Consider the following 25747-nt stretch of genomic DNA (forward strand, 5'->3'; position numbering starts at 1 on the left):
AACGCGATTTCCGTGAGCCGAGTCAACCGGCCAGAGGGCAGAGCTGCCGTGGATTGCGTAGCCGGTCGCTCTTGTCGCCTTTATGCCTGGGTACGCATGGCAATGAGTTGCCGTATTCCTGTAAAAGCGTCATCCACCAGTTGAATCAGCACCTCAGGGGTGGCCTGCGGGTGGGCAGCAACGGCCCTGCGGACATACTGGTCGGAATCCTTGGCCAATTGGATCAGCACCTCAGGGGTGGCCTGCGGGTGGGCAGCAACGGCCCTGCGGACAACCGAGCTGGAATCCTTGGCCAGTTGGATCAGCACCTCAGGGGTGGCCTGCGGATGGACTACGACGGCCCTGCGGACATCCAAATCGGAATCCTTGGCCAGTTGGATCAGCACCTCAGGGATGGCCTGCGGGTGGGCAGCAACGGCCTTGCGGACATCCGACTCGGAATCCGTGGCCAGTTGGGTCAGCAGTTCAGGGGTAGCCTGCGGGTGAGCAGCAACGGCCCTGCGGACAAAATAGTTGGAATCCTTGGCCAGTTGGATCAGCAATTCAGATGTGACCTGCGGATGGACTACGACGGCCCGGCGGACATCCGACTCGGAATCCGTGGCCAGTTGGATCAGCACCTCAGGGGTGGCTTGCGGGTTGTCAGCAACGGCCTTGCGGACATCCGATTCGGAATCCTTGGCCAGTTGGACCAGCAGCTCAGATGGCATTTGTGGGTGAGCAGCAACGGCCCTGCGGACATACTCGTTGGAATCCGTGGCCAGTTGGGTCAGCAATTCAAGCGTGGCCTGCGGGTGGGCAGCAACACCACTGCGAACCCATGACTCGGAATCCGTGGCCAGCTGGATCAGCAGTTCAGGGGTGGCCTGCGGGTGGGCAGCAACGGCCTTGCGGACATCCGATTCGGAATCCTTGGCCAGTTGGACCAGCAGCTCAGATGGCATTTGTGGGTGAGCAGCAACGGCCCTGCGGACACCCGAGTTGGAATCCTTGGCCAGTTGGATCAGCAATTCAGATGTGACCTGCGGATTGGCAGCAACGGCCCTGCTGACATACTCGCCGGAACCCTTGGCCAGTTGGATCAGCACCTCAGGGGTGGCCTGCGGGTTGTCAGCAACGGCCCTGCGAACATCCAAATCGGAATCCTTGGCCAGTTGGGTCAGCACCTCAGGGGTAGCCTGCGGGTGAGCAGCAACGGCCCTGCGAATCTCCCAGTTGGAATCCGTGGCCAGTTGGATCAGCACCTCAGGGGTGGCCTGTGGATGGGCTATGACGGCCTTGCGGACACCCGAGTTGGAATCCGTGGCCAGTTGGATCAGCAATTCAGATGTGACCTGCGGATGGGCTACGACGGCACTGCGGACATCCTCGTCGGAATCGGTGGCCAGTTGGATCAGCACCTCAGGGGTGGCCTGCGGGTGAGCAGCAACGGCCCAGCGGACACCCGAGTTGGAATCCTTGGCCAGTTGGATCAGCACCTCAGGGGTGGCCTGCGGGTGGGCAGCAACGGCCTTGCGGACATCCAAATCGGAATCCTTGGCCAGTTGGATCAGCAACTCAGGGGTGGTCTGCGGATTGGCAGCAACGGCCCTGCGGACAAAATAGTTGGAATCCTTGGCCAGTTGGATCAGCAACTCAGGGGTGGTCTGCGGATTGGCAGCAACGGCCTTGCGGACATCCAAATCGGAATCCTTGGCCAGTTGGATCAGCAACTCAGGGGTGGTCTGCGGATTGGCAGCAACGGCCCTGCGGACATCCTCGTCGGAATCGGTGGCCAGTTGGATCAGCACCTCAGGGGTGGCCTGTGGGTGGGCAGCAACGGCACTGCGGAGGCGAGCATCTTCCTGCAACTGCTCACTTAGCTTAGATCCTAGCTTCGTATTGACAGCACTGCGGACACCCGAGTTGGAATCCGTGGCCAGTTGGATCAGCACCTCAGGGGTGGCCTGTGGGTGGGCAGCAACGGCCATGCGGACAAACTGGCTGGAATCCGTGGCCAGTTGGATCAGCAGCTCAGATGGCATTTGTGGGTGAGCAGCAACGGCCCTGCGGACATCCGAATCGGAATCCGTGGCCAGTTGGATCAGCAGCTCAGATGGCATTTGTGGGTGAGCAGCAACGGTCCTGCGGACATACTCGTCGGAATCCGTGGCCAGTTGGATCAGCAACTCAGATGGCATTTGTGGGTGAGCAGCAACGGCCCTGCGGACATCCGAATCGGAATCCGTGGCCAGTTGGATCAGCAGCTCAGATGGCATTTGTGGGTGAGCAGCAACGGCCCTGCGGACATACTCGTCGGAATCCGTGGCCAGTTGGATCAGCAACTCAGGTGTGACCTGCGGATGGACTACGACAGCCTTGCGGACATCTGAGTAAGGATTTGTTGCAAGTTGCACGAGCAGTTCAGGCGTGACCTGCGGATGGACTACGACAACCATGCGAACCCATGAGTCGGAATCAGTCGCCAGCTGTGTGAGCAATTCAGGCGTGGCTTGCGGGTTGGAAGCGACGGCTTTGCGAACATCGGAATCGGAATCCGTGGCCAGCTGTGTGAGCAATTCAGAAGTGACCTGCGGATGGACTACGACGGCCCGGCGGACATACTCGTCGGAGTCGGTAGTGAACTTCAGCAGGAGATCTTTTAATACCTGTGGTTTTTTTAGGAGACCAAGACGAATTTCCTTTTCTGTGGAATCGCTAAGGAAATGCAAAGTCTCTGCTGAAGTCGCATCGTCTTGAAGCACGAAAAGCAGATCACCCAGAGGATCTGCCTGATCCGGATTCCTGGCGACCCTGTCCAAAAAAGCTGCTCTCCCCTCTAAATCTATGGAGTCGGGAAAACGTTCATAGAGTTCTTCCAGTAAATCAGTTGGACATCTTCTGTGATTAACGATGTCCTCGAGATCAAATTCATCTTCCGCATCCTCGAAAGCCTCATAAATACTCCAGAGGTGACTTGGCCGCAAATGGCTCTGGTTCATCAAACTGCTTCCAAGGGTACCATCGTATTCAAGTAATGCATCTATATCATCTGGTTGCAACTCATGCTCAGAAGTCAAATCGTATATAAGTGAATCGTCTTTTTTCTCGATAGCAATCCCAATCACAGTACTTACAGAGATGGCTTCTTGGGTCGAGTTGAGTGCCTCGAGGAGATCATTCTCTCTATAAAGAATTTCGATGGTTGTGTCGTCTGCCCATTCAGTCTCCTGCACCATCGTCAAAGCGCTGACATGTTCATTATCAGCTGAGTCTTCGTCGGGCCAGCTCTTTCTGACCTGTGCAAAGAAAGATGTATAGGCCTCGGGATCCTGAATTTTTAATTCTCCTTTCTTCTGATCGAAGAGACCGGTGTAATACGTGGAGCGGATAAGATAATAGCCAGAGTCGTCGTCGTACTCAGCTTCTGCCGAAGTCGTCGCACCAAAATAGACTGCGCCAGGAGCAGCCTGTTGTGCCAGCTCACTTTTCGAGGAGAAATACTCCTCAATTTCCATCATCTCAACCTTGGACATTTGATTTCTCCTTGTTTGGAATGGACTCGTGCTGGTCACGGATGTACAGGCACGGGTAAGGCAGCTGTGTTTCACGGCGCAGCAGTTCCTGGCCATTTGATCCGCGCAGCAGCGCCAGGATCTGCCCACCAACCACCTGGGTTTCGAGATCGACCGCTCCCGGTGAGCGCCGCAGCAGCTCTTCAATTTCTGCTTGATGGAGCCGTCCGTGGATCAGGGCCAGGTCGGCTGTCAGGCGTTCTGCCTCGGCTTGCAGGTGTTCAGGTCGGTGCGCGTCTTCTACCCTGGGCAGCGCCGCGCCTTCCTTGAAGAGCTTGGGCAAAACGGCGACTGTTTTGAACATCCAGTCTTCCAGCGTCATATGACCCAGCCAGTCCGTCAGGGTGGGAATGCGCCGGAAGTCCTCCATCACGTGTTGCTCGCCGATCAGCCGAACCGGAATCTGCCGCCCTGCGCTGTTGGTCATCGTCCGCCCGAACACCTCCTCACACCAGAAAATGCCCTGGGCGTGGTGACGCAGCGCACGGTGCCGGGCGTCTGCGATAAATGCTTTGGACGCGTCGAACCACTCATGGATGGCCACGTAGTCTTCCGCAGCACCACCGAAGCGCCTGGCCGAACTCTGAGCATGATAAATCGCATGACTCACCTTGATTTCCTCATGTGTCCATCATGTCTAATTGTGACTTTCCGTTCTCTTACGCTGTGCCGCACCAAGCGGCCCACTCCTGATCAACCTCGAATTCCGCGCTCAAATCCTCAACCAGTTCCTGCTGAACCCAGTCTGGCAAGGAGCGCCACACCGGACGAACCACCCATGACGGAAGCTGGCCCTCAATCCAGAACATCCGAAAGAGATTCCAGTCGGGTTCAGGAGGTGGCTGCAGCGCTGTCAGGACGGTGCTTAGATGCTGGAACCGAATCCAGAGCACCACCTCGGCCAGCGCTGCTTGTTCCCGGTCCTCGCTCCCTGTCAGAACTTGAAGTTCGTCATTGGTGGATGTAAAGACAGCGCTGGTGTGCGGTTGTGAGGAGTACCGCTCAGGTGGAATCTGGAGCAGGCGGTCTTGTCCCTGCGCCAGCGCTTCTTCGATTTGCCACACCGCGTTTTCTATTACAGAGGTGCTGAGCCAGACTTCCCCAGCGAACTGGCCACAGGCCGCGCCAGGCTGTCATCATTACGCAAGTGCCTTCTGGCCGTTGCAGGACTTCAGCGACCACGGTTGCCGTTGGCAGATCGACTGCTGTACGCAGGCAAAGTCCGGCTTCAATAACCCACCCTCGCTCGATGAGGGCGGATCTTAGGGCACTGAGATCGGTCAGTAGCGCTCCACGTTCGGAACAAATCGGCGGTTTGGGCATCTGATCCCCTAACAACCATTTGGGGACGATCCCAGCCGCTTGCTGGTCAGGTGGCGTCACGGGGAGCGGCCGCACTTCAATTGGCTCCACCAACAACCCTTCAGCCATAAGGTCATTGACAACGTGCTGCGGCGTCATATACATCAAGGGTTGACCCTCAAGATCCTGGACGTAGCGTTGACGCTCTGGAAGCCACAGGCCGTAGTGCGGCCAAAGACCTTGACGGCGTAAAGCCGGGACATAAATGTTGGGGAGCAAGGTTTCAGGCGGTGACTCTGCTTCCATATCATAAACACAACCGTCGAAAGGATCGAAGAAAAAGCGGCCATCTGCACTCCCGAACGCGGAGGATGGGATGTTCTTAATATCGCAGACTTCGCCGCTCAGTGATCTTAGACGGAGATTCCTGGTGTCGTCGTATGCCTGGAAGGTTTGGTAACCGCTGCGATGAATCTGATATAGCCCGAAACTGTCCAGCAGGCGGACCGTATCGCCATAAAGATGCAACTGAACTTCATGATCTCCCTGGCTGGGAGTGCAGATTTTAGGTTCCAGCGCATCGCCTTGGATCTGCCAGAGGACAAGGCCGTTCAGGGAGTTGCGAATCTCAATGATCCCTGAAGAGTTCGTAATGTCGTCCATGGCCTTCCACCACAGCGCGATTCGGGGCTGGCCCGTCATATCCCAAGCCTGTGAATGCAAATACAATGCTTCTCCTTGAGTGGGTGCATACAGGGAGAAATCATCCAGATCATCCGTCAGTCCAATGATCTCGGCGGCGGGTTCCTGTGAACTGTTAGAAAAGTTCCACAAAAGTAGTTGGTGACTGTTGGAACCAAAAAGGAGTCGAGTGTCAAATGGGCGATCATCGAAGCGGGATGAGTCAACTTTACGCATGGTCTTCTCCTGATCTGCAGCGTAAGCCCTTGGCGCGTCACTTGTTGTCGCGGTGACGGCTTGATCTTAGAAGCTGTCTGAAGCCTATAGGAAACGCCGTTTAGGGGTGCGATGAGGTTGACTCCGGATGCACGTGGACAGCGAAAATGGGGACGGTATGTACAAATACCGTCCCCACCACAGTTTAACCCGTCGTTCGGTCATCCGTTTCTTTCATCGCTGGTCTCAACGTTACTTCTGGGATACGAAGCGCTGTAAACATCAAAAAATGACCGACGCGATGCTCGTCGCTTTGCTGTTGACGCGATTTGTTTTCAAGCATCCCTACGCTTCAGTATGGTGGAACATCTTGTGTGAAGACCGTCCCGGTCTTCCGTCTTACACCCAAGCCTACACACGTGGCGTCCGGCTCCTCGCGCAGTTGGAGGCCGTGGTCAGCCCACCACAGCAGTGTGCGGAGGTCATCATTGACTCCATGCCACTCCCAGTCTGTCGTCCCAAGCGGGCGAAGGGGTGTGCGTTTCCGGGTGCTCGCTGGGGGTACGGCACACAAGGCCATGTCTTCGGATACAAGCTTCACGCTTGGGTCAGCCCTCAAGGCCGGATTCTCCAATATCTCGTGAAACCTGCCAATCTCCACGACACGACGGTCGGTTTTGAACTCAACCAGCGTTGGCCGGACTTTGACGGCCCGAAGATCATTGGCGATAAAGGCTATTGCTGCTTAGGGTTCGTCTTTCCACCCAAGAAAAACACTCGCTATGACACGGGGTGGCGGGTTTCCCGCCACCCCCAGCTCCGCAAACGTATTGAAACGGTCTTTTCTCAACTGGTCAACGCCCAAATTCGTTCGGCACAAACGAAAACCGTAGCCGCCTTACGGCTGCGTGTCGTGCTGGCCGTGCTTGCCCACAATCTCGCTCAGCCCTAAACGGCGTAGGAAAGTGAATTTGGTAAGTTGTCCGGATGGATCGTCCGCTCTATCCCAGCGACCTCACGGATGCCCAGTAGGAGCTCATTGAACCACTTCTGCCGCCGTTTGGCGAGAGTACCTTCTGCGAAACCGTGCCCAGACGCGAAATGGTGAACGGAATTCGGTATGTTCTCCGGGGCGGCATTCAGAGGCTGTTTGAAGCCCAATAATTGGGGCAAGACTATCTGCGTCGTCGGTCATCACGCGCAGAGCCTATTCAGTGAAATAGAGCTCCCAGCCGCATAAATAAAGCCCTCAGCGATTGGGATGCTCTCCTCGTAATCCGCCTTCAGGCGTCTGAAGGTCAGCAGCCGCGCAAACATGCGCTCCACCACCCAGCGTTTCCGTACCACCTTGAACCCTTTCCCGCCTTGCTTTGCGATCTCTACAGCCAATCGAAATTGTTCTTCCATTGGGGTATTGGTCGCCAATTTTGCAGTACCGTCGACCACCATGAGGCCTTCATCAGGGCGACGAACCACTTCGACCTCAATACCTACGGACGTTTTTGTCCAGATCGCGAAAGGCTCGCCGCTGTGTCCCCCGTCCAGGAAGAGCTTTTTGACGAAGGGTGCATCCGTGTTGAATTCATTGAGAACGAGCTTGAGACCTTCGCAGTCATCGACATTAGCGGGCGTCACGCGGCAACCTGCTTGGTTGCCGTCGGTATCCGTCGCTAGGTGACGCTTGCGGCCTTTGATCTTCTTGTTGCCGTCGTAACCACAATCCCCTTTTCTTGCGTCGTCTTGACGCTTTGGGAATCACCGACAGCGGCGGAAGGCTGGGCCTTCCGCCCTCTGCCTTCACGCTCAATCTTCACCAGCGCCGTGTTGATGGCTTTCCACACGCCTGTCTTCGACCACAGATTGTGGTGGTAGTACGGTTCTGGCAAATTGTTGCAGATAAGGCTCGGCCGAGGAACACCAGCAGCAGGTGGCCTAAACTTCAGGCCACCTGCACGACGGCCTTCCAGCTTCGTAGTGCGGCTCTCAGGAGAGAGCGTCGGTCGTGAGCGGGTATGGTCGAGCGGGCAGAGCCGTAAAGATTGGTAATTCTCGCATGCAGGTCGAAAAATCCTTGCGCACGTTTGCCCTGTCGAAATCCCAGTTGGCTCCGTTCCTGACGTCGTATAGGCCGATGAGATTGTTCAACCAGATTGTTGCACCGGGCGGTTGAGATCACCTGCTGGTGATCGACATCACCCAGTATCGGAAGTTCGCGGATGGCCGCCCCATAACTTACGAGCTTGTCGGTACAGACTGCTTCCGGGACGTCATATTCACCCAGCAGACGTTGGAAAAATGATGTCGCTGCTGAGGTGTCTCGGTGCCGTTGAAGGAACACGTCAAGCACAGCTCCGTGTTCGTCAATCGCTCTCCACAGCCAGTGGGTTACCCCGCCCACGACCACATGCATTTGATACTGTCGGCCAATTCACGCGGTTAGGCGCAGAGAGGCAAACCGAGACGTCCTGGTCGTTATTCTTGGGGTGTCAGCCAGCAAGGCAGTCACCCTCACCACATTGATTGCTGCGGCGACGGTGGCATGTTGAAGTGCTGTTTTTGCTAGTCCCACAGAGCGGGTACGCCGGAGTCCAAACGCTCGAATCCCCTGAGAAAGCGTGCCCTTGATCCCTGCACGCACGTGATACCGGGCCAACCAAGTCGCAGACTGCTCCTCTTGTCGCGCCCAGAGCAGCGCTTCGTGCTGCTCCCTGGGATGCAGCACAATATGGCGTGGCGAGCTTTTTGCTCGTGTGCACAACGACCGAGCAGCACACGGGGAACAGTCGGATCGGCTGAATTGCAGTTGGATGATCTCGTTTCCGAAAGCGTCCTTTCCAGGACGCCATTTTATCGAAGATTTGCCCTCTGGGCAGGTGGCCCGCTGCCGATCCCAATCGAGCGAAAAATGCGGCAGATCATAACCCTGACCGGCTCTGGCTTGCCAACTGCTATTGACCCTCATTGGACCAATCAGGGTAATTTGCTGCTGCTGACTGGTGACCAGCAGTTCGGCATCGGTGTACCCGGCATCCACCAGATGCTCCTGAGGGCATAACTCTTTCTTGGCGAGTTTTTGTTGAATGGCATGTGTACTGGCCACATCGGGAATCTCGGCAAAGCAGGTCTCACTGTCCACAATCAAATGGACGCCGTCCTGATCGCAGGTCTCCGTGTAATGCACTTTGTATCCCAGCCATTTCACGCCCCGCTTATCGCTGAAATGGGCTTCCGGATCGTACGGCGAATGAACGCGCTCACCCGTCGGCAGCCATTCCCCAGGCTCTTTCCAACGGCAAGCGGAAGCTTGCCGTTCGAAGTGGTGCTCCCAAACCCGTCGCAGTATCTGTACAGCAGGACGTTCCCACAAGATGTTCAGCGACGGATCGGTGTCATACGCCCGAATCGCATCCAGCAAGGTGAAGCCGTCCTGACCCACCTGAATGAGATAGATCGTGCGGGCCGGCGGGGCGTGTGGCAGGTGTTTTTCTTCGATCCGCCACGAATACCAGTCAAACCAGGCGGATGGAGCCACACCTTGCATCCACATCGGCTCGGCAGTCGCGAGGTCGTTCAGCGCAGCCCGCAGCGTTTCAGCAATCAGTTCCGTCAAATGAATTTCACGCACCGCAGCCAACACATGCGTCGAGTCGGTTCGCTGTTTTCCTCGCGCCTTTAACAGCTTTTCTCCTCGAGACCGCTCCAACATCAAATCGACTAGCAGCGTCTGTGCGCTGCTGCCCACTAAGCGACCGCGAAATTCGGACAGCACACTGAAGTGGAATCCGGGATCGGTGAGTTCAAGGGCCAGTGCATATTTCCAGCCAATCCGTCCCCGAACGGCATTCGCCGCTTGACGGTCACTCAAATTCTCCATGAATTGCAGCACCGTCACAAAGGGGAAAACGCAGGTGGGCCTCGCCGCGAGTACAGCGTCTGGAATGACTCATCCTGATACAGCTGCTGAAAAACATCACGCAGCTTCATCGCCACACTTCCTTGAGGAAAGGCGAGATGGGCTACCCGAACTGTTTCTTTAGGGATTAGCTCCAGGGGCTGGATTTTTAGAGACATATGCATAGTCTGCACCTATCAATGAATTGGCCGACAGTATCTGCATTTCATCCAGATGCCACCGGGAACCCCGCCGGGGTTCTCGGTGACGTAAGTTCTGGGCGAACTCACCACTGAAATTAATGCACCAGGTGCGGATGGATTCGCGGGACACTTCGATGCCTCGCTCGAACAGTAGTAACTCCTCGACGTCCCGGTAACTCAGGGTATAGCGGTGGTAAAGCCAGACGGCATGACCGATCACCGAAAGCGGGAATCGGTACCCTGGAAGCTTCTGATCAGTCAGCACGGCTTCACCCTACGCTGCCAGAACCGGGTACAGGGAGGTTCTTACCATCGGATTCCTCATTCCTCAGTCTGGGTGAGCCTCAGCGTGCTGGGTAGAAATCCACGCTGCTGGAGCACTTCCAGAATCTGTAGAGATTTGGGCACGTAATGGTCTGGGTCGTATTTGTAGGGGCTGGTATACATCTGCGCGAGTGAGGTGATGCCGCCCTCATCGCACATGGCCTTGAGGCGCGGCACAGACATGTACCGTTGCCAGCCGCTCTCTTCCCGTGCCACGTACAGGTGCGTGCGCTCGCCAACTTGGCCCTCGACGCTCAAGTTATCGGGCCACTCGCGCTCATTTTTATCGGGCTCTTTTTCTGCCAGTCACGAGCTGAGATCAGTCTAGGACTTCAGGCTTCACTGCGGTCACTTTTCGGTCTTTCCTTCTCAGACTTTCTCCTTTGAGCTCGATACGGTAGGCGTGATGCAGGACGCGATCAAGGATCGCGTCCGCCAGGGTCGGATCACCGAGGTTCTCGTGCCAGACGGTGGTGGGGAATTGACTCGTGATGATGGTTGAGCCGCGTTCATACCGGTCGTCCAGGATCTCGAGCAGAATGCGTCGACCATCCGCCGACGGGGTATCGAGTCCCCAGTCATCCAGGATCAACACCTGAACTTTGGCAAGTTGCGCCAGCAGCTTCAGATACCGGCCGTCCTCCTTTGCCAGGATCAGTTCCTGCAACAGTCGGCCCGTCTGGGCGTACTGGGCGCTGTAGCCCTTCCGGCAGGCCTGGTGGGCCAGCGCGCAACCGATGAACGTCTTGCCGACCCCAGTAGGACCGGTGATAATCACTCCGCGTTTCTCCCTGATCCACAGACCCTCTCCGAGGGTCCGCAGCAGCTTGCTGTCCAGGCCGCGCGGGTGTTTGGTATCGACGTCCTCCAGGGTGGCCTGGACCTTGAGACGGGCGGCGAGCAAGCGGCGCTGGGTGGTGCGGCCATCGCGGTGGGCGAGTTCCCTGTCCACGAGGAGCGTCAGACGCTCCTCGAAGCTGAGTTCACGTGCCTGGGGCTGCTCCTGCTGTTCTTGAACGGCCTGAGCCATCCCGTCGAGTTTGAGTGCACGAAGTTGGTGGGTAATCGGGTGTGACAGCATAGAAACATCAGTTCAGCGTGGGGTCGAAGTCGCGATCAGCGAGCGCCACCGGGATCTCGGTTGATTCCTGGCGGTAATAAGTGGGTCCGCGCACGTTGGCGTGGTCGACCACCCGTGGTGCCGGATCTTCCGGCGTGAGTGGAAGTTCGTCCAGATGGTGTTTGAGAATGGATTCCACGCTGCGGTAGCTGTATGCCTGCAGGAACACTGCCCGGCAGCACGCGGCTTCCAGCCGCTCAGTGCCGTACGCCTGTGCGAGCTTGAACAGCCCCTGACAGGACCGCTGGCTCTGTTCCGGGTGTCGCCCAGCGATCAGCAGTGCCTCGACGAGCTGAGCTGTACCGGGACCGACCTCGTCTGCACGCGTCCGGAGGCGTTGTGGCGTCCACTCACCGACGCGCTGATGGTGGGGCGGCATGTGTTCCTTCAAGGTGGTCTGCCGGATACGGGTGCTGGACGCGTCCAGCACCCGGTGGTGCACCGCGATCCGCACGCTGTCCAGGAACACCTCGACCAGGTTGGGCGTGAGTCGCAGATCGACCGAAGTCTTCGCGTGCCGGTACGGCACGCTGTAGTGATGTCCCGCCAGTTCGACGTGGTAGTCGAGTCCGACGGTGGTGCGCTTCCAGCTGGCAATCTCGAAAGGTTGGACTGGCAGAGGACGCAGGGCTGGCTAGTCCAGCTCGGTGAACAGTTCGAAGCGGCTTCCAGGCCGCTTCTGAAAGGGTTTGAGGTTGAGTTCGTGCAGCAGCGGCCACAGGGCCTCATTGGCGGCGACCACGCTGAAGTAGACCTGGTCCCGCAGTGGGGCCAGCAGTCGCCGCTCAATGATCTGTACATGGACTTCCACCAAGGCCTTGTCTTTGGGTTTGCGGACCCGGGCGGGAAGAACCGCGACGCCGTAATATTCGGCGAATTCGGCGTACGCGCGGTTGAGATCCGGTTCGTAGCGGCTGGGGTGGGTCACGCCCGACTTGAGATTGTCGGGCACGATGGTTTCGGGCACACCACCGAAAAATGCAAGGGCCCGGACGTGTGAGGACAGCCAGTCCTCGCTGCTTTGGGTGCGAGTCACCTCGGCGTAGGTGTAATCGCTGGCCCCGAGTGTGGCGACGAACACCTGACCGGGGTGCATCACCCCGGTCTTTGGGTCGGTGATGGCCAGGGTGAGGCCAGCATAGTCGACGAAGAGCGCTTCTCCCGCCCGGTGGACCTGTCGCATCGACAGACCGACAGTGCCCTTCCAGGCGCGGTAGTGAGCATTGAAAGTGGCGTATTTGAGTCCGTCTGGCTGCCGGCCCCGATATTCTTCCCAGAGCAGGAATCGAGTCACGCCTTTGCGGCGCAGTTCCCGGTCGATCTGTGGCCAGTCCGGTTCGGCCGCTACGTCCACTGGCGGCACTTCGGCCTGCCGGAACAGGAGGTGTTCGAGCTGAACGTCATCCATCTCAGGAGGGAGCGGTCAATCCAGTCCAGCGCTCAGGGCGCGCTTGACATAGTTCTGGACGGTAGTGCGTCCCAGCCTGACACTGCGACCGATGTCTCGGTCGCTGAGGTGGTGATCGAATTTGAGTCGAAGGACATCCCGAATTTTTCGCATAGTCACACGCTTTTTGGTCATCCTGAAGGATGACCCTGGAGTCTCGTGTGCTGGAAGAGAGGTAGCCCGATTCGCTGAGCGTGGGTGGCCCGATCAGCTCAGCGCAGGTGGCCACGTCAACTGAGCGCGGGTGGCCCGAATGGGCGAGCATACGCAACAGGTCTTCCAGTTCGGTCACACTGGGTTTCTGGTAGGTCTGAAGGCCCGCATGGGCAGGCGCTCACGCCGCTCTGGGCGCTCGTCGGGGATACCGACCACGATCGTCGTGATGGGCAGACAGGTTTCGGGAAGACCCAGTTGCTCGGCAATCTCCTGCATGGCGTGGAGCGTGCTGCCCATAGAGCAGATGCCGTAGCCCCGCGCTTCGAAACCCAGTGTCACGCTCTGAGAGATGAGCATCGTTTCGTTTGCGGCCACCTGATACCCCAAAAAATTGTTGAAGTTATCCCGTGCTCCGCGCAGCTTTAGCCACTGCCGCGTGCGGTACCAATCGGCGCAGAAGGTGATGACCAGCGGTGCCTGAAGGATGAATTCCTGTTCGCCGTGTAACTCGTACAGCTGGCGTTTGCGGACTGGGTCACGGGTCAGCACCATTGAGTAGCTGTTAAGGTTGCCCGATGAGGACGTCCCGGTGACGGCTTCGTGCAGCACCTCGTCAATAATGGACTGGGGAATTTCATCAGGTTTGAACTGCCGAATGGAACGGTGTCCCACAAGCGTCTGTGCCACAGTTTTCATGCCGGGAGTATAAGCAGGTTCTGGACATGCTTGAGGGCGAATTTCCCTGAGCGGTGTAAAAATTCCGGATCTTGATACTGGTGGCGAATCCAGATGACGGTCTCCCGGAACAACGTCTTTCGTGACTGCACCACCGACGTCTGCCGGTGGAAAAGCGAGATTCCGACTTCGCCACCAGTATCGATCTTGTCGTTACCCATATAGATCAACTAATGACCTCAGGTCAACTCTAAAGTGACATTCATTCAGGAGTAGGTTACATAACCGGTATAATCGATACTTTTATGACGCACTCAGGCAAACTGCCGCCGACTTTCACAAGTAACCTGTTAGCCTGAGCACATGACCTTGGAGATCATGGCTGCACGACTGGATCTGAGTGGCCGCGCCGAACGTCTGGCCCGTTTGGATCCCGACGCCCTACGCAAAGACGCTTTACGCTGGGCACGGGACACGGATGAAGAGGGTTTGTGGTCATTGACCGAGTCTTTCCTGGTAACGCGGGGCAGTCGGGGAGCGCGGGTCAGCCCCCATACCCTGACGAGTTATCGCCAGGGCTTGCGAACCTTTCTGGCCTGGGCGGTGCCGAGTGGCGTGAGTTTACTGCGGCCCCGACCTAACGACGGCTACTCTTACGTCCGGCATCTGGAAGCCAGCGGGTTAATGCCGGGCAGCGTCAAGGTCAGGCTGGCCGCCGCGCGAGCGTTGTACGGAGCACTCCGCTGGGCCGGGGCCAGCGACGCCGCGCCGCTGACCGACGTACGGGCCGCGCGTGATCCGGTAGCGGCCTGGGAAAAACGCAAGCCATACAGTCAGGCGGACATAAAGAAATTACTGATACAAGCTGATCCACAGCAGACCGTTATCTTGCTGCTGGGCGCACACTGCGGCCTGAGGGTCTCCGAGATGCTGGCACTGACCCGCACCGACGTGCACTTGGACGGCGAGCGGCCCTACCTCAGTGTGATGGGCAAACGGCAAAAACTTCAGGAGGTGCCGCTGAGTCAATCTACTGAGCAGGCGCTACGGCAGTGGCTGGCCATGACCCCACAACTTGGGATACAGGTGCTGACCCTGAAGACCCGCAAAGGCGTCAGTGATCAACTCCGCAAGCTGTGCGCAGTTTCTAAAGTCCGTTACGATGGGCGGCACGTTCATGGCCTGCGCCACACGGCGGGGACGGAGATTTACCGCCAGACCCGCGATCTGCTGGAAGTGCGCGACCACCTGCGCCACGCCAGCATGGACACCAGCGCCATCTACGTCAACCACGTCCGCACCCAGGACAAGGCAATCAACCGTGACTGGTAACCGCAGACCACTTCAGATGCTGCCAGCACACGCTGAAACAGCGGGCAAGCTGGGCAGGAAGCATCCAGATCGCCGATGCTGAGAAACCCAGAAATGTAGATCAGCGGCGTGCTCTCAACTCGGCAATGGCATCGATCCACTGCTCACGCGCATCCTGATACGTGGTCACCAGATACAGCAGTGCGCCGATGGCTTCTTCCTGCGTGACCTCCTCAACGAAGTGATCTTGCAGATCGAGCAGCGCTTGCAAGAACTGCTTGCGGGTCTGAAGATCCACGCGGGCATGCACCAATTTGGTGGGCCGAACACTCGGCTCGGCTTGCTGCTGTGACGCCAATCGTTGCGGACGCGCTGGCGACTGAATACTCTCAGCACTGACCACTTCCGGGGTCAATGCCGCTTTGAGACCGCTGCCGACTTTGCCCAGCTCAGAGAACTTGCCGCTCACGCCAGCCCCCGGAAGACTTCCTCGCAGTCCTGCCAGCAGCTCTTGGCCAGGCGGTTTCCTCTGACGTCACGTACCAGTACCCCCTGTTCCGTTGCGTCCCTGAACGCTTCTGAGTAGCGCACTGTGGCCTGAATCGGTGCAGGACCAACGTCTGCCAGGGCGGTACGGGCATCTTCGAGTTTGCGGCCTGGCCGGGTCATCGTGAGCACGACTCTGGCCTTCCCGAGTGCTGGATCCACGTCTCTCAGAACATCCAGGGTCTGGATCAGCGTGGTCATCGTCATGAACTCGGCCGCCACCGGGATCACCACGACGTCGCTGCTCTTGTACAGATCTCGCATGGACGCCTGATCCATGCCGCCGCGTGAGTCAATGACCACATGCTCATGCCTCGGCGCTTCCCTGGCCAGCTCCATGACTCCGGCCACGGTAAAGGGCATCTTTCCACTCCGGCTCCAGGTCGTGGCGTTGCGGGTTTCATCCTCATCCACCAGAAGGGTCTTTCCCTGTCTGGCAAGCATTGCGGCCAGATGAACAGCCAACGTTGTTTTTCCAACACCACCTTTACGACTCAACACGCCAATGATCATGTTGCAATCTTGACATAAATTGAGCTGAACAGTTGAAGATAAAATTTACTTGAGGAGTGACAAATCAACAAACGAACAAAGTTACAACTTAGACTGAGTATAAAAGTGGAAATGATGTCACAGCGCCAGGAGAGGTGATCGCATATATATTCTTTACTCTTCATGCCTCACTTCGTCCAACCAAATCCCTCACTTCGTCCAACTTTATGCCTCACTTCGTCCAACTTTGGAGACCAACTTCCCTCACTTCGTCCAAGTTTTGGAGTGGATCTAACAGGATTTTGGCTAGATTTGGGGCAGTTGTCCACAGGTTCGTGGCTTGAACCGGAGTAGAAGTTGGACGAAGTGAGGGAAGTTTTTGGACGAAGTGAGGGATACCCTTGGACGAAGTGAGGGATACCCTTGGACGAAGTGAGGCATATTCACCTTGGATCTCCCAAAAACACAGCGCATATACCACGCATACTTCTCCCTTGATTGATCAATCAATATCTTTAGTAGTACTTGATATGATCAATCAAGCATGCTGGATCCTCCACGAACCAACACTGAACCGATACGGGTCAATGAACTGGACCTAACCCGCGCTGGAATCATAAGTGTGCAAAAAGTGATGCCGAGCGAGAGCGCCTCCTGGCAAACGGAGTATGTGATCGGCGACGTACAACACCAGGTGCAGGGTCACGCGGTCTATGGCCGACCCTACGGCAGTGACGCCGATGTACTGCTGGCCATCCAGACCCTGTTTTTTATGGCGGGCTGCCCAGAGGACAACTCGATCAGCTTCACGCCCAGTGCAGTCTTGAAACTCATGATCAATGCGCCCTCTGGCCGGGAGTACACCCGCATCCGTGAAGCCCTGCTCAGACTGTCTGGCGTGAAATGGAAGTTGACCCGCACCCGCTGGGACGCCAAGAAAAACAAACTCATCGGGAAAACCAACGTCAGTGGCTTGCTTTCAAGTCTGGAATTGGTGGACGATGTCTCCGGCAGCGACAAAGCTTTCGGAGAGCGAACCCTCAACGAGCAGGCCGTGATTCAGCTCACCTTCACACCAGACTTCGCCGCCACCATTCGCGATGGGCTCTTTCAGATTCTGGACGGTGAACTGCTCTCACGCCTCGGTCAACCCAGTGCCAGAAGCCTCTACCGGGTACTGCAAGCCCACCGGATCCAGACTGATGACACTCTCAGCCACGAATTGAGCGTCTCGGCCAACGATTGGCTGCGCGCCTGCGGGATGGAGTCAGACCGCTTCGACAACGCCAAGCGAACTCTTGATGCAGCCCAGACCCGGCTACTCGACGAGGGGTACTTGAAAAACGCCAGCTTCACGGGCCGGGGCAAGGCTGGAACGTTTCAGTACACTTTTGCCTCTGCCCCCGAACCTAAACTGGTGGATCTGCTTCTGGCCAGGGGCGTGACCCGGCCTGTGGCCGAGACGCTCTCAGCGGACCATCCTGACCGGGTGCAGCCAGCTATACGGTCCGTGGATGAACGCCTCACCAGTGGCTGGAAGCCCCGCTCTTTACCTGCCTCACTGGTAGACGCCGTACGGAACCCAGCGAAGTGGGGCTACGCTGTAGCTCCTGAGAAGGTCAGGAAGGGGCCTGCCAAGACGCGCCCTGACTCTGACCCACTTCCTGAGCCGCCAGACCCCAGAGAGGTCATTTTGAGCAGTTTAAAGCTCAAACTTAAACGCGCTCCCTCACCGATGGCCCAAGAAGCCCTCGCGGATCTCAGTCCTGCGGGACTCGGCCTCCTGAGATCGGCGCTGATGAAACCTACGCCGGAGTATCTCGCCCTGGCCGAGCAGGTGTTGGGATCACCACTTTAAGCAAAAAACTGAAATGTGAAACTTCCAGAGAAGACCAATGGTTCACTCCGACCAGTCGCTAGGCTCACCACAGCGCCGAAGAGCGTTCGTACCAGGACGCAATCACAGCCGTAGATTCAAGTTTCAGGTGATCAACTCAATCAATTCGGGCTAGTAAACGACCACTCAACCCATCCGGAAACATGGTTTGGTGCCCAGCCTGATCTACCGCTGGCACAAAAAGATTGAGATGCGTGAAGAAGACCTTTTCACTGACGGCGTGGCCACAGATCGCAAAGCCAAACTGCGCCTCGTTACTGCGGCTCGCTCGCCCTGGAAAACACCATCTTGAAAAATCGCTGGCGACGTACCGCTTGAATAAGGACATCAAATGATTTTGGATGCGCGACATGCGCATCCCACAGTATCGGTGCGCCGCCTGTGTAAATTGCATACGGCCAGTCGGTCGTGGTAACCCCGACAACACAACTACCGAGTCGTCAACCAGGATCAACGACTCGCTGCCGACATTGAGATCGTGCTGCTGAATTGGAACAACAATGCTCCAAGAAATCCTTCCCAAGACGTTCACTCACCTGACGAGGGTGGAGCACATTGCACACAGCAGTCGATCATGGGCCACCACTCCTACCGATTCTTTCTTCATCTGCACTCCCGGTGCACACCACAGTCAAAGACAGTAAAATCTATTTTCAACAAAGAATATCAAGACGCCTGGTGTTGCTGCGCCCGCCAATTCGTCCGGTTCACTACCGTCGCATTAGGGGCCGTGATATTCGCTTCGTCCTAGATCAAACGCAGGAGTCTCATCACTGCTTCCGGCGCATACCCGCGTCCCCCTGCACTCTCCGCCGCACGCCGGTCGCCATCAGTGAACCGGGCGTGAGCTTCAGTGCGGAAGTCGGCCCCTCCTGAGCGGCCAATCAAAGTCACTCGTTCCCCGCCTAACCCTGCCGGAAGGTGACGGCCTGCTCGCAGTTGTTCATTTTCGCCCACACCACGTTTGTGGTGCCCAGTTGGTGCGGTGTCACTGTCGCCTTTTTCCTCGCGACCTCCAATCCTTGCGCGACGTCCATTTCGGTCGCCTGCTCAATCTCAATGATGCCGTTTACACATGCTGGTTCGTTCTGCATACGCTCCCCAGGTTCGCCCGTCGCTCGGACGATGAGGGCCTCTAAATGTTTTGCGTGATCACCCTCTAGGTCCTGCCAAAATTAGTCGCCAGTGCGTCACAAGCAAATAAGTCGAAACGCTTGGTCTTGTGGTGTCTCGACTGCACAGGTGAGTGACCGGAAGCCCGGTCGGTTCGGGCGGTGAGCTTTCCCTGATGCGTCTGCTGATATGCCGTCACCGGATCAGACCCACGCTCTCTCAGGTCAACTTCCTGTTGGACGCCGCGCTCCGGGTTTCTCTCAGTCGCCATCAGAAACTGGGCATGGACAAAGATGGAGCGGCTCGGTCATCCTGATACATTTTTCGTTGTCCTCTCTGAGACTTCCAAAAGTCATCTCGTATTCCATTTTTTCCTCGTGCTCATCCCAGTCTCAGGTGTTTGCACTCTCCATGTACTGCCGGATGTGGTGTGTTGATGAAGTTCACCTTCAACTCAAGCAGATCGCATGCCTACGCCACCGACAGCCGCGCAGACGGATTGCAGTTTCCCCAGATGATCTTGCTGCTGAGTCCAGACCAGTTCTTGCAGTCGCCGCCCACCCTTGGCCAGCCGCGGCCGGCCGAGTCAGTTAACTGTTTGCTGTTCATTCAAAGTGCGCTTCAAAAATTTCACGCGACTCCGCAGTCCGCGCCGCTCTTTGGGCAGTGAGGATCTGTTGCTGTGTTCAGGTTGGGAGTGAGTGCAGGTCTACGCTGGCGCGCTTCCGCTCCAAACAAAAAAGGCAAGACGCTTTGACTTCTGGTTACCGCAACGATCCGCTCAGCGGGCGCACCTTCTTAAACTGCATCCGCCGCAACGGTCTCAGTGCTGGCCATGCGCTCCTGTCTTCCGCCTGGCATTTCGGGTGGTGAAGTTTGTTCTTATTTTTCAGATCAGCACGGCGAGGAAATCGGCCTGCCTTCCCCGCCTTCTGTCTTCCCGCATGGCCTTACTTCAAGTGTCGATTGTCAACTGCCGTTCCTCATCGTCTTGCTGAGCCTGTTGCGCCGCCGCCCCCTTTCTCATCAAGGATCAATTCGGGTGACTGTTCAAGCGGCCGTGGTCCTTCGCCGTCCACCTCAAGTGACTGTGTTTGTCTGAAGTGTTTTGCGGTTGGTCAAGCCCTTGCGGTCTGGTCATACCGCTTTGCTTGAACGACCACATTCAGCTGAGTTCTGTGCCCCGTGCCGGCGTCAGTGATGATCATGCCCCGCCCGGCTATTTGGGCGGTGAGATTCTCTTGGCAGTTGTGTTCTCAGCGCTACACAAAAAAGGTGGAGATGACCAGTCAGGTAAGTCCCCGCTCCGGCCTGCGAAGTCCAGCGACGCCAGGCGGCCTCTGCAAGTTTCCGCATTCGGGCGGCCCATTGCGTTGGTAAACCCTGCACCGCTTTCTCGACGCCGGCCACCCGCGCCGGGCAAACATCCACATCCGCATTTCACTACCAACGTCGCCCTTCAGTCCACGGCACACGCCCCTGGGGAACCATAACCTGCCAGTCTTCGCGCAGTCCAAGAGACACTTGGCGTGCGGCGTTGCCCGTCCCATTCCAGGTTGCCACCTCCACGTCCGGGCTGCCCGGCCTCAGCAGTTTTAGATGCCTGCCGTCCACGCTCATCCCCAGCGTGAAGTTCTCTTGGTCTCCCGGTATGCGCAACCGACCAGGAAGGCGTCATTGCAATGCGTGGCCAGCTTCACTTGAGTCACCATGCCGCTCTGCTTTCCTGCTTCCCCGCAGCAGTTAAGCGCTCTTCGAAGCGGTGCAGCAGCACGTGCACCAAAAGGCAGGCCCGTCTGTTCTCACAATTCACCTTACAGACTCAGGCGGAAGGAGGGGATGGGCGGCCGGTAGAAGGATCAGGGTACGGGGAGAAGATGTCTCTTGGAGAGGTGCACTTATGTGGTCGGTAATGCACAATCTGCGGGTAAACTCTGGCCATTTCCGTTTTTCGGTAACGCACGAACTGTCACCTGCTCCGTTTTGTCCTTTTCGGTAACGCACCAACTGTCACTTTGCCTTTTTCTCGGTAACGCACAAACTGTCACCGCTTTTTCGCTCATCAAATTGCTATAGAGAGGATCGTCTCTCTGTCTTTCTGGCATGTTGTCTCGTTTAAGGAACTCTTTTTTCGCGTGTTCGGGTCATGGGATTGATCAAACTTCGGATCCTAAAATGCAGATGTTTTCCGACGGATGGTGTGCTGCTTTCAGCGCTGATGTTCTGTCATATCGTTCACTTCCACCAGTTCGCCAGCAAGACACCGCGCTGCAACCGCGCGCCAATTTTCTGAGTCAGATTGCGTTGCCGAACACTGGTCGTAACTGCCCAGATGGTCTCCTCAAACCCTCGGTCACTGAAAGTATCGAGCTTGTTGCGGATCACGCTCGGGCTGTAGCTCCCTGCATCAAATTCGACAGCAATCCGCCTGCCGTTCCCAGGAACATACACGGCATCCGGATTGTCGTAACTCAGTGCTCCGCGCGCCTCGGCTTGCCACAACTCGCGGTTGCTGTCCGCGCCCAACATATACCGCACTTCGGCAGTACCGCAGCGGTGCGCGAGTGCTGTGTCATCTCCATTGGCAATCTGGCGTGTCCAGGTGAGGAACGTCGTGTTGATCTCGTTCGCCATGGACCGTTTCGCTGGGCGGATGATGGTGTCAACGTAACGAACGCCCTCAAGATCAACCACATCAAGACCGAAGTATTTTTTAAGTTGCGTGCCGCTCATGGCCGCGTCGCATTCCAGCGCCCGCCGCGCCTCACCGATCCGGTCAGTCCGGCTTAAGCTCAACACCCTTTTGGTGATGTCGGGGAGCGACTGAAAATGTGGATTTTCGATCCAAGCGGCGTCCGCGTAGTATGGGCGATCATCCGGTTCAAAGCCGTGCCGTGCGGGCACAGTTTTGACTCGTGTGGCAGTCTGCCCGTCAACGGTACTTTGCGGTAACACATGGATGAGTTTCAAGAACGATTTTTGTCTCTCCGCGTAGTCCCTACCGCGTCTGGGACTGGGCGTCAAGACCACGATGTAGAAGTTGTGGAAGAGGGCCGTGCTCTTGAAGCGCACGCTCAGTGAATCCAGCGCCTGCCTGGAGTACCCGCCGCTTCGCAAGTGACCTGTCAGCAGGCACTCGCCGAAGTCTGTTTCGACGTGCAGCATTGTGCCTGTCTTGTTGAACTGTTTGAGCTTGCGGGAAGGTTCGGTGTCGGTCATGACGCGCCATCCGAGTTCGAGCAGGCTCAGTCGGACGTAGGCTTTACTGATTTGAACTTGCAGGCTTTCTGCCTGACTGGCAATGTCGAACGTGGCGAGACGGCCATGTCCAAGGACGATGTACATGGTTCCCATCAGCGTGTCGATTCTGCCGAGTATCTTCTGATCGAGCGCGAACTGAAGCCGGTCGCCGAATGCGGCCACGGCTTCATCGTGGGTCCATGCTCCCTGCTGGTTGTAGAGAACATCAAGTGCTTGCTTCTCGGCGTCCGTGATGACGACGCGCTGATTCAGGCCCTTTTTGATCAGAGGTGGAGGTGTGGTCATGCGGCTCCTCTTCGGGCACGAGTGACCCCAGGAAATCTGGGGTCTGCACGGCTCCGGTTGAACTTCAGTTGGTGCGCTTGGCGGGCACGTGTTCCGCTGCGACGTTGACCGCCGCTTCTGCAGGTGCTGGGTTCTCAGCCGGCATGTCTACTTCTGGTTGTCCGCCTTTGCCGAGCTGGTTGTCTTCTTGATCTGTTTGCGCTTCTTTCTGCCTGATTTCGGTGCGCTTTTTTCTGGTTCAGTGACGGTACTGGCATTCAGCGCGTCACGGCGCATACGGGCGAGTGCCCTTAGGTCGTCCACGTTGTTGTTCAGCCGCTCTTCGGTGGTGGTGAGCGTGCCAGTATTGGCCATGATCAGGTGACGTGCGGCGAGCTGCTGAGTGCTGATCCAGCGGGCGGATTTATCCGTGAGCAGCACGAATTCCTCGTTGTGGGTTTCGGTCTTTTCCTGGCCCTGAGCATCCAGATAAGTGATGCTGAATTCCCAGCCTGCTTCGGGTACGGCTTCGATCCTTCCGGCACGAAGGGCGTCTTTATAGCCCGAGAGGAGTAGGCACACTTCATTTCTGGGCTGAAGGGCGAGCAACGCACTGAATCGGGTGAATGCTGGGTCAATCATGGGAACCTCGGGGAGAGTGAGCGGTGAGTTCTGGGCCTGCCTCTAGTGTCCCTGCGCGAGGGTGGTTTTTTTATTGATGGCAAGTGTAATCCTGCTTTGGTGTGCTGTACTGATGGTCTCTTTCCGCCTGTCTTCGTGGTGATTTGGCCTCTCTCAGCGGCGTTAATGATGCTCTGGGCGCTGTAGGATCAAAGCCGCCGTACAAGGTGCTGTATCTCAGGACCCCGCTCCACGGACTTGCTGCGAGCTAAAGATGCCCGGAAGTCAGTTCACGCTGGCAGATGTGCCCGTCGGTGACGGTGGCACTGCAATGACGATGTGACAGGTCAGCAAAAACCCACTGGGTCAGTAGAATAGTCTCAGCTTGCGTTTGGTGGTCTCATCTCCTGGGTGTTGCTTGTCGGTGGTGACGGAGGCGGCATGTGCGCCCGCTTTGAGCATTCGGCCGAGGGAGAACAATACGACTTTCTGGAGCTTTGTTTTGCGGAGGGTGGTTGTGACGCTACATGTCGTCGGCGTTTTTCTGGCTTGACTTTCGGCGGCGTACGTGGGTGTTATTTTCTCTCTCAGCTCAATCGGTTCGTTACGTTTGTCTGGTCAGTTGAGTGAATTTCATGCAGCGGCATTCTCAGGCTGTTATGTCCACTTTCAAAAAGCAGCACCCTTTTCTGCGTGTGATTCAGGTGACAGCTCTCAGTTGAAGTCGCGCGGTGCTGGCCTTGGCGTGATGATAGAAATTCTCGATTTAGGCATGCAAATTCAGAAATTCCGAGCGCACTTCCGCTGCTTGAAGCCAAGTGATTGCCATTCGCCACACCACGGAAATTGATGTGATTGTTCCGGGTAGAACGGGACCCGTAAGGGTCTTGTCTGCTGTTCAATACAATTATTTTAGGAGCTGAGGATCAATGGTTGATGGTCGCCGCCATCAAAGTTAGAAACGTCACGCAGCGGCCACGTGGCTCCGCAAATGATCCATGCGGATCACCTCGGGAACTGTGTATTCGCTAAGGCAGCCTGATCAGGAACAACTGATGTCGGACGCCCTTTGCAGTCATGCAGATCTTCTCCCGGTGGCGCAGCGCTTCGCCGAACGACGGGCCAAATTTGACACCGCAGGTTTAGTCAGACGTTGTAAAATTGATAGGACTTTCCAAGAATGGTGGAAGGCTCCAACGGTCATCAAATTGCTAAAGATGCGTGTTCATTATGGATGCAAATGAGCCTGACGAACGCTGCGTATTGGCTTCCTTGAGCGTCAGCAATACAGAGCTTGATGCACCAGTTGGCAGGTGTTACGTACATCGTCCATTTGACCTGTGAAGTCTTCCAAAACTGGATTAACGCTGTAGGAATCTCACCACACTTCCCACAGCGAGATTGTTGCCTCGACCAGACGGTATGAAGGCTGGGCACAAGTGATTCTCCTTGAGCGCGAGGCGGGGTGCTGGTGATCAGCGGTGACGCCGGACATCAACGCCGCCGTACAGTCCACCGACGATCTCGCGGACGACTCGTGCGAGCGAATTGTGCGGCTTTTCGATGTCCGTGGTGAACCGGATTTCCTTGAGTTTGAGTTGTCTGCTGACACCGCTGAGCGACTGGCGGATTTCCGAGGTCATGTTCATGGCTTTCGAGTTGTTCCACAGCTGGCCAATCCACGGGTTGCTGTTTCGAATCATCACTTCGCTGCCGCGCGGCATGATTTTGAAGGCCCACTCGGTTGCTGCCGCTTCGGCCATGCCGAGGTTTGGAGTGGGGAGTGTCTGCACGTAACGGTGCGCGTAGTTCTTGCCCCACAGCAGCGCCGCGACGTAGGCGTTTCGCTCATCGGTGACCGAGGCGGTGTACAGGTGGTAATCGGTCAGGCGCGGCCCCAGGACGCCTTCCGCCGAGAGGGTGGCGAGCGTGCTGCCCAGATCGTGCGGGAGCGGGTAGGCGAGTCTGACTTTGCAGCGGTTGCGCTGGATGAATTCGAGGGACGCTTGCGTGTAGTTGCCCGGCTGCCACAGCACCTTGTGGCTGGTGGTCAGCAGAATGTCTGCGGGTGCGGGACTGTTGCTCAGAGCGATTTCCAGCGCGTGAGGGAGCGCCCTGTCGAGCGGTTCGGTGGTCGGGTAGCGCATGAAGCGTAGGTTGTAGTGGTCGCGCACACAGATGCCGATACTCTGGGTGTTCACCTCCTGCTTATCCCGGATGGACACGATGGTTACAGTGCACTGCTGCCGAGTTGCTGTTCCTTGCGACTGGCGTGTGTCCGGACTTAAGTTCACTCCCGGCTGCATGGACTGGTGGTACTCGGTTCTGTCCCGGTCTTTGCCTGCCGAGTATGTGCGCCGGTTCGGATTGGGTCCTGGTGGCGTCGTCTGCTGTGGTGGGAGCGGTGTGCGCCCGGTTGGTGTGAGGACGGTGCTGGCTGCTTCTGAATGCGGAGCAGGTTTCGTCTTGGCGTGCAGTGGTTTGGCCATATGTCAGTGTGACCTCCCCGTGGGTGAAATTTTTCGACACAGCCACTGCGGTGACAGCTTTGGGTGCGTCTGCGGTGCCGATTGCGGCCGCCTGGATGCTGATGTTTTCCTGCTGTGGTACGGCGGGCATTTGCATGACCGGGATGAAGATCAGTTTGAACACGCTGTGCAGCGGTATGGCTC

General features: G+C 57.0%; 20 protein-coding genes and 4 pseudogenes. 3 read left to right on the forward strand and 21 right to left on the reverse strand.

From position 1 onward, the window contains the following. Positions 1-80: 80 nt before the first annotated feature. Genes EHF33_RS20020 through EHF33_RS20035 form a run of 4 tightly spaced genes read right to left on the reverse strand, consistent with a single transcriptional unit; the run spans position 81 to position 5774 of the window. Complete coding sequence (locus EHF33_RS20020; RefSeq protein WP_164473648.1) at positions 81-3515, reverse strand: variant leucine-rich repeat-containing protein; 3435 nt, start codon at positions 3513-3515, stop codon at positions 81-83. After that, the gene (locus tag EHF33_RS21840; protein WP_124875582.1) at positions 3502-4164 is read right to left on the reverse strand and encodes a DUF6915 family protein; all 663 of its coding nucleotides are present in this window, start codon (positions 4162-4164) and stop codon (positions 3502-3504) included. Before EHF33_RS21840 ends, EHF33_RS20020 begins: the two co-directional genes overlap by 14 nt. Positions 4165-4213: 49 nt before the next feature. Continuing rightward, positions 4214-4618 carry a hypothetical protein gene (locus EHF33_RS20030; RefSeq protein ID WP_124875584.1) on the reverse strand — a complete coding sequence of 135 codons (405 nt, stop codon included), beginning with the start codon at positions 4616-4618 and terminating at the stop codon, positions 4214-4216. Beyond that, positions 4557-5774, reverse strand: coding sequence for a hypothetical protein (locus tag EHF33_RS20035; RefSeq protein WP_124875586.1), 1218 nt, complete (start codon positions 5772-5774; stop codon positions 4557-4559). The genes EHF33_RS20030 and EHF33_RS20035 overlap by 62 nt, the downstream gene beginning before the upstream one ends. A 157-nt stretch (positions 5775-5931) precedes the next feature. Here EHF33_RS20035 and EHF33_RS20040 point away from each other — a divergent pair, with 157 nt between their 5' ends. Then, positions 5932-6705: an IS982 family transposase gene (locus tag EHF33_RS20040; protein ID WP_124875588.1), complete on the forward strand. Its 774-nt coding sequence runs from the start codon at positions 5932-5934 to the stop codon at positions 6703-6705. A 242-nt stretch (positions 6706-6947) separates the two neighbouring features. Here the strand turns inward: EHF33_RS20040 and EHF33_RS20050 are convergent. The 10 genes and pseudogenes from EHF33_RS20050 to EHF33_RS20090 all read right to left on the reverse strand — a co-directional run. Next, positions 6948-7487: pseudogene (locus EHF33_RS20050) on the reverse strand (transposase); the annotation flags it as partial. A 205-nt stretch (positions 7488-7692) separates the two neighbouring features. Then, positions 7693-8157, reverse strand: a pseudogene (locus tag EHF33_RS20055) (DDE-type integrase/transposase/recombinase); the annotation flags it as partial. A gap of 24 nt (positions 8158-8181) precedes the next feature. After that, complete coding sequence (locus EHF33_RS20060) at positions 8182-9639, reverse strand: transposase (protein WP_241191471.1); 1458 nt, start codon at positions 9637-9639, stop codon at positions 8182-8184. Positions 9640-9641: 2 nt separating this feature from the next. Continuing rightward, positions 9642-9824, reverse strand: coding sequence for a hypothetical protein (locus EHF33_RS21685; RefSeq protein WP_241191486.1), 183 nt, complete (start codon positions 9822-9824; stop codon positions 9642-9644). Positions 9825-9867: 43 nt separating this feature from the next. Next, a pseudogene (locus EHF33_RS21690) lies at positions 9868-10113 on the reverse strand (IS6 family transposase); the annotation flags it as partial. A gap of 56 nt (positions 10114-10169) precedes the next feature. Continuing rightward, positions 10170-10430, reverse strand: coding sequence for a hypothetical protein (locus EHF33_RS20070; protein ID WP_124875594.1), 261 nt, complete (start codon positions 10428-10430; stop codon positions 10170-10172). Between the two features lie 61 nt (positions 10431-10491). Continuing rightward, complete coding sequence (gene istB / locus EHF33_RS20075) at positions 10492-11253, reverse strand: IS21-like element helper ATPase IstB (RefSeq protein ID WP_124875596.1); 762 nt, start codon at positions 11251-11253, stop codon at positions 10492-10494. Positions 11254-11260: 7 nt separating this feature from the next. Beyond that, positions 11261-12853 (reverse strand): annotated as a pseudogene (gene istA / locus EHF33_RS20080) (IS21 family transposase). Between the two features lie 174 nt (positions 12854-13027). Continuing rightward, complete coding sequence (locus EHF33_RS20085; RefSeq protein WP_124875598.1) at positions 13028-13591, reverse strand: nitroreductase family protein; 564 nt, start codon at positions 13589-13591, stop codon at positions 13028-13030. Continuing rightward, positions 13588-13800, reverse strand: a complete 213-nt coding sequence (locus tag EHF33_RS20090) for a hypothetical protein (protein WP_124875600.1) — start codon at positions 13798-13800, stop codon at positions 13588-13590. Before EHF33_RS20090 ends, EHF33_RS20085 begins: the two co-directional genes overlap by 4 nt. 133 nt (positions 13801-13933) lie before the next feature. Here EHF33_RS20090 and EHF33_RS20095 point away from each other — a divergent pair, with 133 nt between their 5' ends. Further along, positions 13934-14902, forward strand: coding sequence for a tyrosine-type recombinase/integrase (locus EHF33_RS20095; RefSeq protein WP_124875602.1), 969 nt, complete (start codon positions 13934-13936; stop codon positions 14900-14902). A gap of 100 nt (positions 14903-15002) precedes the next feature. On the opposite strand, the gene EHF33_RS20100 is transcribed toward EHF33_RS20095, so the two are convergent. Both EHF33_RS20100 and EHF33_RS20105 read right to left on the reverse strand, forming a co-directional pair. Beyond that, the gene (locus EHF33_RS20100; RefSeq protein ID WP_124875604.1) at positions 15003-15350 is read right to left on the reverse strand and encodes a hypothetical protein; all 348 of its coding nucleotides are present in this window, start codon (positions 15348-15350) and stop codon (positions 15003-15005) included. Next, a complete protein-coding gene (locus tag EHF33_RS20105) occupies positions 15347-15940 on the reverse strand; it encodes a ParA family protein (protein WP_124875606.1) in 594 nt (197 codons plus the stop codon). Before EHF33_RS20105 ends, EHF33_RS20100 begins: the two co-directional genes overlap by 4 nt. Before the next feature lie 523 nt (positions 15941-16463). On the opposite strand from EHF33_RS20105, the gene EHF33_RS20110 reads away from it, so the two are divergent. After that, positions 16464-17777: a replication initiator protein A gene (locus tag EHF33_RS20110; protein ID WP_124875608.1), complete on the forward strand. Its 1314-nt coding sequence runs from the start codon at positions 16464-16466 to the stop codon at positions 17775-17777. Between the two features lie 136 nt (positions 17778-17913). On the opposite strand, the gene EHF33_RS20115 is transcribed toward EHF33_RS20110, so the two are convergent. The 5 genes from EHF33_RS20115 to EHF33_RS20135 form a co-directional block, all read right to left on the reverse strand. Continuing rightward, positions 17914-18348 (reverse strand): hypothetical protein, encoded by a 435-nt coding sequence (locus EHF33_RS20115; RefSeq protein ID WP_124875610.1) that lies wholly within the window; start codon positions 18346-18348, stop codon positions 17914-17916. A 373-nt stretch (positions 18349-18721) separates the two neighbouring features. Next, complete coding sequence (locus tag EHF33_RS20120; RefSeq protein WP_124875612.1) at positions 18722-18910, reverse strand: hypothetical protein; 189 nt, start codon at positions 18908-18910, stop codon at positions 18722-18724. Positions 18911-21164: 2254 nt separating this feature from the next. Then, positions 21165-22475, reverse strand: coding sequence for a hypothetical protein (locus EHF33_RS20125; protein WP_124875614.1), 1311 nt, complete (start codon positions 22473-22475; stop codon positions 21165-21167). 147 nt (positions 22476-22622) lie between these two features. Next, positions 22623-23096, reverse strand: a complete 474-nt coding sequence (locus EHF33_RS20130; RefSeq protein WP_124875616.1) for a hypothetical protein — start codon at positions 23094-23096, stop codon at positions 22623-22625. Between the two features lie 1454 nt (positions 23097-24550). Beyond that, positions 24551-25300, reverse strand: a complete 750-nt coding sequence (locus EHF33_RS20135) for a hypothetical protein (RefSeq protein WP_124875618.1) — start codon at positions 25298-25300, stop codon at positions 24551-24553. Between the last annotated feature and the right edge of the window lie 447 nt (positions 25301-25747).

The organism is Deinococcus psychrotolerans (genome assembly GCF_003860465.1).
Taxonomy (GTDB): Bacteria; Deinococcota; Deinococci; order Deinococcales; family Deinococcaceae; genus Deinococcus; species Deinococcus psychrotolerans.